This window comes from Bacteroidota bacterium, from assembly GCA_016714535.1.
Classification (GTDB): domain Bacteria; phylum Bacteroidota; class Bacteroidia; order AKYH767-A; family OLB10; genus JADKFV01.
Genome location: JADKDR010000019.1, coordinates 88,691 through 103,001 on the forward strand (window position 1 = coordinate 88,691; position 14,311 = coordinate 103,001).

The 14,311-nt window shown below is 37.0% G+C and carries 12 protein-coding genes and 1 pseudogene; 7 read left to right on the plus strand and 6 right to left on the minus strand.

The window, feature by feature from the left end; translation table 11 throughout:
- Positions 1-19: 19 nt before the first annotated feature.
- The 4 genes from IPO27_18925 to IPO27_18940 all read right to left on the minus strand — a co-directional run bounded on the left by IPO27_18925 (position 20) and on the right by IPO27_18940 (position 5,194).
- Positions 20-1,528, minus strand: a complete 1,509-nt coding sequence (locus IPO27_18925) for a DUF4843 domain-containing protein (protein MBK8848495.1) — start codon at positions 1,526-1,528, stop codon at positions 20-22.
- Positions 1,528-2,940 (minus strand): MBOAT family protein, encoded by a 1,413-nt coding sequence (locus IPO27_18930; GenBank protein ID MBK8848496.1) that lies wholly within the window; start codon positions 2,938-2,940, stop codon positions 1,528-1,530. The genes IPO27_18925 and IPO27_18930 overlap by 1 nt, the downstream gene beginning before the upstream one ends.
- Positions 2,941-3,003: 63 nt before the next feature.
- On the minus strand, positions 3,004-4,410 hold the full coding sequence (locus IPO27_18935) for a membrane dipeptidase (GenBank protein ID MBK8848497.1): 1,407 nt from the start codon (positions 4,408-4,410) through the stop codon (positions 3,004-3,006).
- Positions 4,411-4,438: 28 nt separating this feature from the next.
- Entirely contained in the window at positions 4,439-5,194 is a 756-nt protein-coding gene (locus IPO27_18940) for a peptidoglycan-binding protein (GenBank protein MBK8848498.1), read from the minus strand.
- Between the two features lie 309 nt (positions 5,195-5,503).
- On the opposite strand from IPO27_18940, the gene IPO27_18945 reads away from it, so the two are divergent.
- The 3 genes from IPO27_18945 (at position 5,504) to IPO27_18955 (ending at position 8,502) form a co-directional block, all read left to right on the plus strand.
- Positions 5,504-6,679 (plus strand): DUF4407 domain-containing protein, encoded by a 1,176-nt coding sequence (locus IPO27_18945; protein MBK8848499.1) that lies wholly within the window; start codon positions 5,504-5,506, stop codon positions 6,677-6,679.
- Between the two features lie 189 nt (positions 6,680-6,868).
- Positions 6,869-7,459 carry a hypothetical protein gene (locus tag IPO27_18950; GenBank protein MBK8848500.1) on the plus strand — a complete coding sequence of 197 codons (591 nt, stop codon included), beginning with the start codon at positions 6,869-6,871 and terminating at the stop codon, positions 7,457-7,459.
- Between the two features lie 101 nt (positions 7,460-7,560).
- Positions 7,561-8,502, plus strand: coding sequence for an NAD-dependent epimerase/dehydratase family protein (locus IPO27_18955; protein MBK8848501.1), 942 nt, complete (start codon positions 7,561-7,563; stop codon positions 8,500-8,502).
- A 235-nt stretch (positions 8,503-8,737) separates the two neighbouring features.
- Here IPO27_18955 and IPO27_18960 read toward each other — a convergent pair whose 3' ends face one another.
- Positions 8,738-9,298, minus strand: a complete 561-nt coding sequence (locus tag IPO27_18960) for a hypothetical protein (protein MBK8848502.1) — start codon at positions 9,296-9,298, stop codon at positions 8,738-8,740.
- A gap of 497 nt (positions 9,299-9,795) precedes the next feature.
- On the opposite strand from IPO27_18960, the gene IPO27_18965 reads away from it, so the two are divergent.
- Entirely contained in the window at positions 9,796-11,454 is a 1,659-nt protein-coding gene (locus IPO27_18965; protein MBK8848503.1) for a PQQ-binding-like beta-propeller repeat protein, read from the plus strand.
- A gap of 183 nt (positions 11,455-11,637) precedes the next feature.
- On the opposite strand, the gene IPO27_18970 is transcribed toward IPO27_18965, so the two are convergent.
- On the minus strand, positions 11,638-12,003 hold the full coding sequence (locus tag IPO27_18970) for a hypothetical protein (GenBank protein ID MBK8848504.1): 366 nt from the start codon (positions 12,001-12,003) through the stop codon (positions 11,638-11,640).
- A 219-nt stretch (positions 12,004-12,222) separates the two neighbouring features.
- On the opposite strand from IPO27_18970, the gene IPO27_18975 reads away from it, so the two are divergent.
- The 3 genes and pseudogenes from IPO27_18975 to IPO27_18985 all read left to right on the plus strand — a co-directional run bounded on the left by IPO27_18975 (position 12,223) and on the right by IPO27_18985 (position 14,298).
- Positions 12,223-12,381, plus strand: coding sequence for a hypothetical protein (locus tag IPO27_18975; GenBank protein MBK8848505.1), 159 nt, complete (start codon positions 12,223-12,225; stop codon positions 12,379-12,381).
- Between the two features lie 184 nt (positions 12,382-12,565).
- Positions 12,566-13,287 (plus strand): annotated as a pseudogene (locus IPO27_18980) (nitroreductase family protein).
- 228 nt (positions 13,288-13,515) lie between these two features.
- On the plus strand, positions 13,516-14,298 hold the full coding sequence (locus tag IPO27_18985) for a beta-lactamase family protein (GenBank protein MBK8848506.1): 783 nt from the start codon (positions 13,516-13,518) through the stop codon (positions 14,296-14,298).
- Positions 14,299-14,311 lie beyond the last annotated feature (13 nt).

The window sequence follows — 14,311 nt, forward strand, 5'->3', positions numbered from 1 at the left end:
AGAAAGGATACGAGAAGATTTATTCAAACAAGACTTTGAATTCATCGATAAATATTTTACTCTTACTGTTGTTATAGACATACACCTTAAATGTATTCTTTGAATAAAAATCACTGGGTAAAGAAAATTTAAACTGAAGTTTTTGCCATTTATCAGTAATTGGTTTCAACTCTGAAATCAGTTTTGTTTCAGTTTTTTTGTTGCTTTCATTATCAAGATATTCAATTACTACCATCGAATAAACCTGATTTGTCTTTTGCAAATAATTGAATGATACGACTACGCTTGACATGCCCGGGGCTAAGAGGCTTACCGGTTTTTCAAGTGTAACGGTATAATTCTCCACGCTATTCGCGTACGAAGATTTAAGTCCTGCAAACTTTTCCTCCATGGTTACAGTTTGCATTTGCGACCAATTAATATTACCCTCGCAATTATTGTAAAATGTTGTAAGCTTTTCTATTGGCTTGGGTTGCGGTGTTGCGAACTGCCTGGGGTACTGCTTGCGTAAATGATTAGCAACATTAGCTGCAATAATTTGTCGACCTTGTTGAGCATAATGTTCTGTGGTCCAGTCTACGTCAATATATTCATCACTTGGCACCAACTCCAGATTATCAATAACTGTAACCCCATTGCAGTTATATCGCTGCATAAGCAAGTTGCGATTTTCCCTGATAATTTTTACCAGTTCATCTCCCACCAATGAATCTGCCATAAAAACATTTTCTGCCATAAGGTTAAAATATAAATTCCAGCCTCGCTCATTTGCAAGTTTAACAATTGCATCAAAATCTTTGATGCGAACATTGTTTGCGGTATCAATATTAAAAGCAAACGTCTTAATATAATTGCACGCCAGATCGGTTAACGCATTATTGCGGGTACTATCCGCATTTAGCACACCACGGTAGTTCATTAAACTGTCCCAATCATACGTATTAGTAGCAGGAATTGATGGAGGTAATTTTAATTTTTCATTACGCCAGCTATTTTTATAACTCCATACCAGCAAGCTATCGGAAAACGATGTATATCTATGCAAACCAAGCATAAGCCGATTGTAAAATGGTGGATTGGGCTGATAGAATACAAGACTTTTTTGAATATAATTTTCAAGGGGAGAATAAATCCAAAAGGCATCAAAGGAGCGGAGGTTCATTGTTACAATTACCGTTTTCACTTTTGAAGATGATGGAATATTTTTTAATAAGTGATAATAAACTTGCGCATGCGATGCTTCTTTTGTAAGTCCTGTTACTTTTACTCCGGTAAAATAATCAGCCAAAAAAGCACTGATAGGGCGTTTATCAATATCATCTTCTCGATAATTATTATTGCTCGACTCGCCAAGATATATTACCTCTGATTTTTGCTCCTGTGCGTATTCTATCAATTCAAAAGCATCTGCATATAACTTGATATCGTTTTTAAACGCTGTGTACTTATATACATAACTTAGGCAAACTATGAGAGCCGCCAAAGCAACAAGTTTAATCCACAGTTTTTTATCTAACAAAATTTGCATTAGAATTGAAAATAAATAAATGGTATAGCATGAACACCTGAATATGCAACTGCGACAAATATGAGCAATGAATACAAGCACCATCTTACAACCAAAGGCAATGCACCACACCAAGCATCAAACCTTTTGTTGCCCATAAGTAATTCAAGCACTACAAAGCCCAGTATATAAAACCAAACAGTCATAGGTATAGGTAAGCCCTCACCGGTATGCCAGTTATTTTTTAGCGAAGCAAATATTTGCCATGCCTCATCCATACTTACTGCTCTAAAAAATACCCATATGAGTGTAACCGTAATAAAGGTTTTAGCCATACGTAATCCTTTACCAATAATGCGAATGCTTGCAGATTGATTATTTGCCAACCCATACTTAAGTTTAACAAAGGATTCGATTAGATAACATGCGCCATGTGCCAGTCCCCATATAATAAATGTAGTGTTAGCTCCATGCCACAACCCACTTAAAGCAAAAACAAAAAGTATATTACGTATCCAAATCCAAATAGAAGTTTTGTTTCCACCAAGGGGAATATATACATAATCACGAAACCAGGAGCTGAGCGAAATGTGCCAACGCTGCCAGAACTCGCCAATGGATTGCGAAAAATATGGCTGCTTAAAATTATCCATCAAGTTATATCCCATGGCTAAGGCAGTGCCAAGAGCAATGGTGCTGTAGCCATAGAAATCACAATATATCTGCAAGGCATAAAGCATCAAGCAGGCAGCAACACTTAATGCATGGTAAGTACCGGGTTGCTCATATAACTGATCAACGTATATAGCCATGTTGTCAGCCACCACCATTTTGGTAACAAGTCCAAACAAGATTAAACGCAATCCATTAGCCAGATTATCGTAGTTATACGATATTTTTTTTCGAAGCTGATTCAATAAATTGTAAGGCCGCTCGATAGGGCCGGTTACCAATTGCGGATAAAACATTACATACAATGCATAGATTCCAAAATGCCGTTCGGCATTTTGCCGGCCACGATACACTTCAATAACATAACTCAAACTTTGAAATGTATGAAACGATAAACCAATTGGCAGCGCCAATGCTGAATACGGGGCATCGTACTTAATCGAAAAATTGCCTAACAGCTCAATAACTGTTTGAGTAAAAAAATTATAGTACTTAAAAATTATTAAGACCAGACAAGTAGCTACAACACTAATGACCAGCCAGGTCTTTCGGTAGCGCGTTGAACTTACTAAGAGTATTCCGGCCAAATAGTCGATGATAATAGTTGCAAATAATACGAGGATGTACTCCGGAATAAAAGACATATAAAAGTAACAGGAAGCGAAAAGCAACATGACCCATCTATAAGCATGAGGTAACAAGTAAAACAGCAGTGTTACAACCGGAAAGAAAATAAAAAACTCAAGCGAGTTAAACAGCATACTGATACTTCACATTAATTGGGTATGCAAATTAAGAAAAACACTTAACCTAAAAAACCACGTTTAATAATTTTTACGAATAAAACTTGAAGCGTTTTCATACATCACCAGATTAACAATCATTTCGGCAGAAAGTATATTGTAATCGTTACGTAATGAATTTGGATTGTTTATAAAATTATAAGCGTGCTTTAGCAGATAATCATCCAAAAACTGCATTTCCTCTTCGGTCCAGTACCCATTGATTGGATTTACTATTCCATCAAAATCACTGCCAATACATTGTATTCCCCAAGCAAACATATTGTTACGATCGAGTAATTCAGCAATATGCTGAATCTGTCGCCAAACAAGGCGTGCCCAGTTGTACAATATTTTTTTTCGAGAGATTTCGCCTCGCGTTTTTTTCAACTCCTGCTCACTGCCAATTCTACGCTCGTCCAGTTGTATGCCAAAGAGGCCATTGCTACGTGCTATTTCAAGCAAGTCTGTATCGTCAAAATTAATACTTTCATTTAAGAACCAATTGCTAGTATTAGACGGAATACCTGTTACGCCACCATGGCTTACCAGTATTGGAATGTTTTGGCCTGCATATTCCTGGCGCAGTAGCTGATAGTATTGATTGCGGGCAAGAATACTCATATGCTTAATATCAATAAGTATGCGTTGCTGATTCTTGTTATCAAGCAAGAGCGAAATTACCTCATATCCAAGTGGAGTAATTCCCTCATTCATACCAACGGATTGATCGCACACCTTGCCCAATATTCCTGTCAGGCTTTTCGGATGACCGCATAGCTCGTTATAAAAGTGATGGCCAATAGCAATAAACAGCGGCCTGTGTTGCCAACTCTTTACCTTGGCAACATTTGCCAGTACCACTTTCTTATTTGCATTCTTACCCGGAATACCGCAACCAAAAGCATGCCCACCTTCTATTGAAAGCAATACACAAACTGTAAATATATTATCAGTTTGTGCTTGAATGCTATTTAAATCATCATAACTGCTAATTAATTTGTACTGATAATCCTGGCTGTCAATGGTAAAAATTTGTCCATCCAATTGTTGCAGAAACTTATACTCCTGCTCCAAATCAGTAAAGTAATCGTTGGTTTTTATTACCTGTTCAACCCGGCTATCTCCTACTCCGGTTACAAAATTATTTACCTCTCTTCGCACTGCTCCTTGCGGCAATTTGTTTTTGAAGAATCCAATTTCGATTGGATAAAGGCTTGCGCATATGATGCCAACATTACCATAACATAAGGCTTGAAAATTGGCTTGCGAAAATCGTGTGAGTGTAGCTAAATAGTTTAGAAGCTTGTCGCTAACAGTGGGTGGGTCGTAATACCATACGCTGTTACGATCATTAATATCGCTGCTATTTCCCTTTTGCTTTTTAGTGAAACTTTGTCCATAAGGTTTCAGTGTTGGATGGCAATGCAAGTCAACAAAAGCATTCATAACTTAAGATTTTAAATAAATAATACGTTTACTTTTTGTACTCGATAAAACCAAGATTGATATCTGCAATCTTACGCTTACGCGCAAAAACACCCACGCCCTCGCGACTGCCGCCATCATTCGTATTGCCTTCAATACATTCAATAAATCCGCCACTAACAGCGGTTACAATTCCGGTATGCCCTGTCACTCTGCCCATCTTCATCATAAAAAACTGCCCCGGCTTTACTAAAGAAGGATTATTTTTTGCATCGGCAGCAAGTATTTTTTTTGCCTTGGTGGTATTCCAATGCGCGAGCACACCTGCTGTGCGAGGCATCTTGTTGGTAACTCCAATATTGGCGCATGCCTGATTAATACACCAATACGTAAAGCACACACACCAAGCATATCCCTGAGCTATATCTACGCTATCAAAATATTTTTTTATATCAGGGCCGCTGTTGCTTCCAGCTGGCTTTTCCATTTTACCTACCTCCTTTTTTGCTATCCGAACAATTTCTTCGCCCAGTTGGCTGTCGGCTGTAGTTGTTACCGGAGTTTTTTCTACACCAAACAAAACAGCCCAGGTAATTGCACCCACAGAGCCATCTGCTTTTAACGATACTCCTTGCTGATCTACGTGCTGCGCCTGAAACAGCTTAACTGCTGTGGATGTATTGTTGCCAAATACTCCATCGGCCGTGTCACTAAGATAACCCAACTCTTTTAAACGTAACTGAATTGCTTTAACTGCACTTTTAAGGGTACTGCCTTTTTTAATAATTTGATTTGGATAATTCATAATTTTTTTGATTTAAAGATTAATAGAAAACGTGTGGAATGGTGTTGACAAATGTAAATTATAATTTGACCTAATCAAGAAAAATAAAAAATGGAAAAAGTTCTCTCCCTTATTTACAATTAAAATAACTTCAATAAAAATGAAAAAGCTGCGTAACAAATTAGCCGGATAAACATCTTAACTTAACATTCTGATTCCATGGGCAACAGTTTAATAACCTTAGCGTTAAAGCAGTACAAGGCAATTAGCAACGGCATAAAGTTGGTTAAAAAAATTCACTTCTAATCTGCTGAAAATAATATGGATGCATTGAAAAAGTTTTTTTGGTTTTGTTCAGGAGCAAATATAGTCCTGCTACAACGTGCGCCCACCGAACACAACAAGTACCAAGGTATAGGTGCCACGGTTTTTTTTACGGGCTTGTTCGCAGTTATATCAGGAGGCTATGCATTGTATTATATTTTTAACGATGCCATATCTATTTGGCGCATTAGTGCCGGGTTAATCTTTGGACTTATTTGGGGCGCCATGATTTTCAATCTTGATCGATACATCGTATCAAGCATGAAAAAGAATAGCAATTTTTGGAACGAAATAAAATTAGCCCTCCCACGAATCATACTAGCCACCATTATCGCATTTGTAATATCGAAACCTTTAGAATTGCAGATTTTTCACACGTCCATAGAATATGAGTTGGAGTTAATGAAACAGCAGGAATTAAAAGCGCAGGAAGATGCGCTTACCAATCGCTTTCGATTGCAGATTGCCTCATTATCAAATGAAATTTCCGGATTAAAAAATGAAATAGACAGTAAGGCCAACTATCGAAACCAGCTGGATGAGGTGGCACGAAGAGAAGCTGATGGTAGTGGTGGAACCATGAAAAGAGGTGCAGCTACAATCTATAACTTAAAAAAAGGAGATGCTATAAAAGCCCAGGCTGAACTGGAAAATGCTTCTAACAAAAATCAACCGCTAATACTTAGTAAACAAAAAGAAAAAGACATCCTGCTAACTTTAGTTGACAGTTTAAAATCAACCGTAAAACGAGGTTCATTTGATGGATTTGATAAACGCCTTGCTGCCCTGGGCAACATTTCGGCTAAGAATAATACCATAGCCATGGCCAGCCTGATGGTGATGCTTTTATTTATCGCCATAGAACTAGCTCCTGTATTAGTTAAACTTCTATCGGGCAGAGGTCCATATGACGAACTGCTCGAAATGGAAGAGCATAAATTTGAAATGCTATGCATGGAGCAGATGGCAACGCTTAATCAAGCGACTTATGAAAAATTGCAAATCACTATTGAAACCGGTAATCAAGCCCTGCAAGACGAACTTGAAAGCAATAAAGAGCTGATGAAAGAAATACATGTAGCAAAAAAAGAGCTCACTAAAGAAATGGTCAATGCATGGAAACAGGAGGAACTAAGCAACATACGATTGAAACAACCTCGTAGAAAGGTAGCTGAAGTTTGACCTTAGCGCGGAGGTTAGGCGCAACGAGCTGACACAACAACGTTGGCAAGATATAAGAACATAACAATGTTTGTGGCCAAACAATAAAGCATACATTTGCACTTGCCTTAGAGAAACAGTGTTGAGCTCTCCCCTTTCCTTTACACAAAATTCCTGCTTATAAAAAGCTACTCAAATCCAAACCTGAAAATGACCTTACAAGAATTTATCAAACAGTTTGACAAGGAAAACAGTATAGTGCTACTTGAAGGGAAACGAAATGTTCTCGAACAGGACAAAGAAAAATTAATTTCGCTGGGCAAGCTGCTTGCATCAAAGACGAAAAAAATAACTTTCAGGAGTGGCAATGCCTCCGGTGCCGATCAATTATTTTCTGAAGGTGTTTGTAGCATTGATAAAAACAGATTAGAAGTTATTACGCCTTATACAGGCCATCGGCAAAAACAAAATCTTGCAACCAATACCATATCGCTTTCGCAACTTAATGTGACGGCAGATTCTGAATTGGTGCAGCAATCAAAAAGCAACCGCAAAATGGAAAAAATGATTGAGCAATTTGTTGAAGGCGATGTAAACCGATATACCATTAAAGCAGCATATATACTTAGGGATACAGCCAAGGTAATTGGCACTGATACAATTAAACCGGCCACTTTGGGCATTTTTTATGACGACTTAAAAAATCCCCGCGAAGGAGGTACGGGACATACCATGAATATTTGCATTAGAAACGATATTCCACTTATCGATCAAAATACCTGGTTCACATGGTTGCCGTAATAAGTTTGAAATTCAGTTGCAAAAAACAATATACCACAAATGTTTTTCATTCTAAAATAAGTAAATTAAAAACAGACATTAAATAAAAATACGAAAAAGCTATGCAAACTATAATAGGATCAGGAGGAGCTATTGGAATACCTCTGGCTAAGGAATTAAAAAAATACACAGATAAAATACGCCTTGTAAGTCGTAATCCAAAAAAGGTAAACGATACGGATGAACTTTTCCCGATTGATGTAAATGACTTAAAACAAATTGATAAAGCTGTTGCCGGTAGCGAAGTTGTTTATGTTGTTATTGGCTTTGAGTACAAACTAAGTGTGTGGCAAAAAATATGGCCTGCATTTATGCAGGCCGTGATTGATGCATGCAAAGCACATAAGGCCAAACTCGTATTTTTCGATAATGTATATATGTATGATGCAACCGCCATTCCGCATATGACCGAAGAGTCGCCTATGAATGCACCGAGTTTAAAAGGTGTGGTGCGCCAACAATTGCATCAAATGATTATGAACGAAGTAAACAATCATACACTTACAGCTCTTATTGCTCGGTCGGCCGATTTTTATGGCCCTGATAATAAGAACAGTGGTCTCACTATAATGGTGGTTGATAATTTGTTGAAAGGAAAAAAGGCGCAGGCATTTGGTAATGTAAACAAACTACATACCTATACCTATACTCCTGATGCAGGTAAGGCTACCGCATTGCTTGGCAATACTCCTGATGCCTACAATCAGGTGTGGCATGTACCTACTTCAAAAGAGAAACTGACAAACCTGCAATGGATAAAATCCATTGCAGAAGAACTAAAAGTTGAGCCTAAAATTCAAATATTGCCAACCTGGTTTATCAAAGTGCTTGGATGGTTTATTCCGGTAATGAAAGAATTTCCAGAGATGCTTTATCAATATGAGCAAGATTATATTTTCGATAGCAGCAAATTTGAAAAGCGGTTTGGTATTATGGCAACTCCACCTAAAGAGGGAATAAAAATGATGCTTGAAAGTGCAAGGAATGATGCTGGCGAGAAGTAGCTTATTATTTCATAGCTAAGGTAATTTTTATTTCAATTCCGCTCTTCGATATGTTCTGCAGGGCAGGTCGAAGCACATATACAAATCTCCGCTCGTACGCATTTGCAATGCGGATGTCTAATTGCATTGTAAAACAATTTTTTAATCTTTTATAAATCCACTCTTCGACATACCCTTTGGAACATTTAGAATAGCATTACTTTTCTTTTTGAACAAATGGAAAAAAAGAAGGATCCTAAAATCCCAATTTCAAATACACTCCTTGCGAAATAAAACTTTTTAGTCGTCCACCAGCTTGCCATTCGGTTTTTAAGCCCAAACCCAATCGGGTATTAATATTTCTTTCAATATTCAAATTTGCAATGGGGCAATTTGCACCGTATATTCTTTTCCTAAAGAATACATCATTTTCGGAGACAAATGTTCCGGGCTCAAAGTCTAGAACCCAGGTTTCTTCTCTTCTGCGTATTGCATAGCCTGCACCAATTTCTATTTTCCATTTTGCGGTTTGCGTAATTGCATAATCCAGTCTAAGTGCAGCTCCGGTTGTGAAGGTATTAGCTGATTTATTGTCCAATGAATAAGATTGTTTAGCATAGAATATTTGCGGGGTTATGTAAAATCTTTTGAATACATGAAATTGAACTTCATTGCTGACCATATATCCAGGCTCGCGCTCAGCATAAACATAAGAAGTGGAAATGCGAGATGAGTTTTTGTTTGTGGGTACAGAATTTTGTGATTTGCTTAACGTATATCCTAAGCATAACAATACTGCTAATTTCAACTTTTTCATTTGATTAATTTTTAACTTTGATTGTTTATACAAATACTTGGTTGCAGATTTTTTCTAATCAGATAAGAGGCTGACTAAAAATTCAAATTGGTTGCATAATATCTACGAAGGATTTTAAATATTATTGTGTAAACAAATACATTACAAATTGATGACAGGCATTGTTGCGTCAAGCGACATTGTTGATGACACTATGCAGTTGTGCATATGCCAGCTTTTGGCGTAGTCTCCGATTTCGTCATTGTGCAGTGCAATCTCCGATTGTTCCGTTGCTGAATTGCATAATTGGGTCAGGTGTGGTGAAGTGATTATTGGAATTTTTATCATGTATTATTTTTTCTTTTAGTAAAAATATAAATCAGAGATTTATTTACTCTGTGGTGTAGTCAGAGACTACGCCAAACAGGAGACTTCTCCAAACGGTAGTTAGTGAAAACTATAATATCAGAAAGTATAAAATAAAACCTACATTCGTATTCAGTTTAAATCTATCACAGATGAGCAGAATTCGGATTATAATATTGTTTATTGCAATCATATTGATAGCAAACAAAATAAGTGCACAAAACTTTCCAACCTTGCAATGGAGTTACGACATTGGGGCACCAGCTTTTGGCTCAGCTGCGGCTGCTGATTTAGATGGTGATGGCAAACTCGAGATTGTTTTTACAACCTACACCAATGACGGACGGGCACATTGCCTCAATGCCGAAGACGGTTCGGTTAATTGGATTTACGATATTAATGGTTGTGGCGATGTGGCTCCGGTAATTTATGATATGGATGGTGATAGTGTATTAGATGTATTTATTAATGGCTCATGTAACCCGACAGCCTTTTGTATTGATGGAAAAACAGGAACGTTAAAGTGGAGCAAACCTTCGGGAGGTGGCGACTCCCCTCCTACTGTGGCCGATATTGATAACGATAACAAACCTGAAATTCTATTTGGCAATTTTAGCGGACAAATAAGAATATTAAATGGCGAAGATGGTAGTCTGGCCAAGCAAATACAAGTAACCACCGGCCCTGTGCAAACAGAACCTACACTTTGCGATGTGAATGGAGATAGCATGCTTGATATTATTGTGGCTAATCATTTTAATAATTCAGGTTACTATACCTATTGCTACGATTATGCAACGGCAGATACCCTTTGGGTAAATTATCATTTTGACACAAGCAGCACATATTACTCCTATCATGGTGGTGCTATTGCTGATATAGACCTTGACGGAAAAAATGAATATGTGATTGGTGATAACAGTGGAATGATACGTGCCTTGAATGTTGAAGATGGCAGTGTGCTTTGGACTAAGACAGGTTTAACAAATGTAATGAGTGCAATCTCAATTGCGGACTTGGATAATGATGATACGCTCGAAGTAATTTATAATAACAACGATTACATTAACTTTAATGATCATATAGGCATACTGGATGGTCCCTCAGGAAATCTTGAGTGGATGTATCCCCTTACATTCAGCTCATTTAGAGGGATGGCTGTAGGCGATGTTAATGGCAATGGTAAACTGGACCTTGTGTCAGGGCATTTTATGGGTGAATTTATCGCTATAGAACCTTATACAGGATTGCTTTGGAATATAGACCTTGATACCTTCTTCCAGCAAGGTTTACCGTGGTTTAATGTGGACCATGGTGCATTGATAGCCGATTTTGATGATGATGATACCATGGAAGTATTCACTGTTGCAGGATACGGAACCTATGTACCCGATAGCCTAAATTGTGGAAAGGCATTTATGTTTAATGCCGGTGTTGGAAACTGCACATCGTGGTTAATGTTCAGACACGATATTCATCGCACTGCGTATTTATCAAATGCTGAAGTTGCAGCTGCATGTGATACAACTGCCAGTTTATACGCTTCACAAAACTTTTCCAATGCGTTACAGATTATGCCTAATCCATTTGGTGATCATCTTAAATTTGTTTTTGAAAATAAGCCCAAGTCACCAATTGAAATAACACTTTTTAATATACATGGACAAGTAACCGGCTACAAGTACTTTGAAACATCTATCGTTAGCAATGAAATTAATTTTAACACAGAAAATCTCGCACCAGGAGTTTACTTTTACGTTTGTCAACTAGGTGATAAGCGAGTAACCGGGAAAGTTGTGAAAATCAAATAATGATAAATGTATAAGTTAAATTTTTCAGAAACGATAGCAGAAGTACTTTAGTGAATAAGAAAGCAGAAATAATAATTACACACGCAAACCTGTCTACTCCTGCAAGGGTTTTATAGTGCAATTACAAATCCTTTTCGGTGCTGTGCATGCTTTGATGAATGAACAGTAGCCCGCAGCAATTCATTAAGGCTTGTAATACATGCGAACCAAAACTTTTTTTAATTCGCGAACTATTATCTGATGAGCTATTATTTGTGAATGATTGTAATTTGTCATCTCAATTTTTGCTCTTTCCAATTCCTTCTCCGAAACATCTATCCGATATAAAATCGAAAACAATTTTGAGTAACTGTTTTCAATTACCTTATCAATTTGCCGGGTTAGTTGCTCATGCAATTCATTATACGCTGTATCAACGTTTCCTGTGTAGGTGATATCAATGCCAAACATGGCAAAGTCCTTCATAATCTGATTGGCAGTAGCTTGTATAATTTCTACCTTATTAAAATAACTTGCTATTTTACTATTCTCTATCGAAGGAAACTCCATATTATAAAAATTAAAGATTCGCTATTAATAATTGCACAGCAAGGCCTGCATTAAAACACAAGTGCGATTTACAAAAAAAAAGCAAATTCAATGCTTACGTTTATTTTCTATTTTCATATTTAAACTTGTTATCAACAACTCTTCTCTTCGACATGTTCCGAAGGCAATGTCGAAGCACTGATAGTGAGGCATTTGTAATGTTTTAGAGAAGCTATATATTTGAGCATTAAGGGATATGCCTCTGTTGTTATGAAACAGTTTACTTGCACAAATCCTGTTCGTGCCGGGATAGTAGACAAAGAACAAGATTATATTTATAATGGTGCAGGAGATTATTATGGATGTAAAAAAGAATTCCTTGAACTTGCATCCTCGTGAGAAAGCATTGTAAATGCTTTTTAATCTTAACTTTGACATGCCCTTCGGACTATGTCGAAGAGCGAGACTGAAATGCGGCTGTAGATTATACAGAATTTTTTAAGAAGCAGGTTCTAACATTCTGAATAAAAATAATCTTTAAGGCCTTAAAGAGAGACAAAGAGAAAAAAATAATAATACAAGTATGACATTTGAAGAAACGGTTCATCATCGCAGGTCCATCCGCAATTACAAGAAACAATCAATCGATTCAGAAAAAGTAAAAAAATGTATTGAGATAGCTACACTGTCGCCTAATAGCTCAAACATGCAGTTGTGGGAATTTTATCATATCACGGATTCTAAGACGCTTACAAGTTTATCAACTTACTGCTTCAATCAAAATGCTGCTAAAACTGCCCAGCAAATGGTTGTATTTGTAACAAGGCAGGATCTTTACAAGCAAAGGTCAAGAAAGATGCTGGAGTTCGAAACGCAAAATATTTTAAAGAACAGCCCCACAGAAAGGCACGCAAGCAGGATTAAGCAAAGAAAATTGTATTACGGAAAAGCTATGCCATTTATTTATTCCCGATGTTTTGGATTTTTTGGACTTATACGAATGATCCTAGTAATATCATTGGCCTTTTCAGGCCAATTTACTATCAGGTAAGTGAAGGCGATATGCGTGTAGTAGTGCATAAAACTTGCGCGCTTGCTGCACAAACATTTATGCTTGCAATGTCAAATGAAGGATATGACACCTGCCCTATGGAAGGTTTTGACAGCAGACGGGTTAAACGTATTTTACAATTGCCATTTGGTGCAGAAGTCAATATGATTATTTCTTGTGGAATAAGAGAAGCGAATGGAGTTTGGGGCGACCGCATGCGGATTCCGTTTAGCGAGGTTTATAAAAATATTTGAAACAACTGACCAGTTCGTATTTCATATAGCAACATGTTTTTAGAGCCTAGACATGCCGATATATTGTGCCTTTTTTTTAGCATTAAAATTACATCTTCGGTTTCAACTAATCATTTTAGATGTTAAATCAAGCCTAAATACCTTTGCTTTGGCCCTTAGCTAAAATCAAAGATTTTATCTTCGCTCTATCCAATCAAATTACTTATCATAAAATTTAATTTAATAACAATGAAAAGATTTCTTTCAATCACACATACACTTGTATTTTTATTTGGCACTCTGTTACAAGCACAGCCTGATGATAAAGGCATTGTACAAAAAGTTGATTCGCTATTGAATGATGCAAACGCAAAAGGTATTTTTTCTGGACAGGTAACTATTACACACAATGGGGAAAATATTTACTACCGACAATTAGGCTATGCTGATTGGAAAACAAAAAGAGCAATAGACAAAAACACCATCTTCAATATAGGTTCACTAAACAAGCAATTTACAGAAGAAATCATACACCAACTATCTAATGAAAGTAAACTTGCATATACTGACAAACTGAGCAAGTACCTTGATATTTATCCAACAGAAATTGGAAACAAAATTACCATTCAGCAATTGCTGAATATGGAAGCAGGCCTGGGCGATTATTTGGAGAATCCAAAATTTGAAGAAATACGCTTCAAAGAATTTACAATGAACGAATTGCTTAATATCATAAAGACGGAGCCTTTGCTTTTTGAACCTGGTACATCTAAGAGATATTCCAATTCGGGATATGTTGTGTTGGGAGCTGTAATCGAAAAAATTACGAACAAGAGTTATGAAAAAATCTACAGGCAAGAATTGCAACTCCCTTGGCACTTAACATGTACTATACCAAAGCAGAAAAAGCCGCACAAGCAAATCGTGCATTTGGCACCGATATTACTTTTGAAGGTAACAAAATCAGCTTTGATGATATATCCAATAGCACGCCTGCAGGTGGCATATATACTACCATTAGTGATTTACTAAAATTTACTGAAGC

What these genes read in the sequence shown, in the direction of transcription:
- IPO27_18925 (MBK8848495.1), bottom strand. Translation starts at nt 1,528, where the DNA reads ATGCAAATTTTGTTAGATAAAAAACTGTGGATTAAACTTGTTGCTTTG.
- IPO27_18930 (MBK8848496.1), bottom strand. Translation starts at nt 2,940, where the DNA reads ATGCTGTTTAACTCGCTTGAGTTTTTTATTTTCTTTCCGGTTGTAACA.
- IPO27_18935 (MBK8848497.1), bottom strand. Translation starts at nt 4,410, where the DNA reads ATGAATGCTTTTGTTGACTTGCATTGCCATCCAACACTGAAACCTTAT.
- IPO27_18940 (MBK8848498.1), bottom strand. Translation starts at nt 5,194, where the DNA reads ATGAATTATCCAAATCAAATTATTAAAAAAGGCAGTACCCTTAAAAGT.
- IPO27_18950 (MBK8848500.1), top strand. Translation starts at nt 6,869, where the DNA reads ATGACCTTACAAGAATTTATCAAACAGTTTGACAAGGAAAACAGTATA.
- IPO27_18955 (MBK8848501.1), top strand. Translation starts at nt 7,561, where the DNA reads ATGCAAACTATAATAGGATCAGGAGGAGCTATTGGAATACCTCTGGCT.
- IPO27_18960 (MBK8848502.1), bottom strand. Translation starts at nt 9,298, where the DNA reads ATGAAAAAGTTGAAATTAGCAGTATTGTTATGCTTAGGATATACGTTA.
- IPO27_18965 (MBK8848503.1), top strand. Translation starts at nt 9,796, where the DNA reads ATGAGCAGAATTCGGATTATAATATTGTTTATTGCAATCATATTGATA.
- IPO27_18970 (MBK8848504.1), bottom strand. Translation starts at nt 12,003, where the DNA reads ATGGAGTTTCCTTCGATAGAGAATAGTAAAATAGCAAGTTATTTTAAT.
- IPO27_18985 (MBK8848506.1), top strand. Translation starts at nt 13,516, where the DNA reads ATGAAAAGATTTCTTTCAATCACACATACACTTGTATTTTTATTTGGC.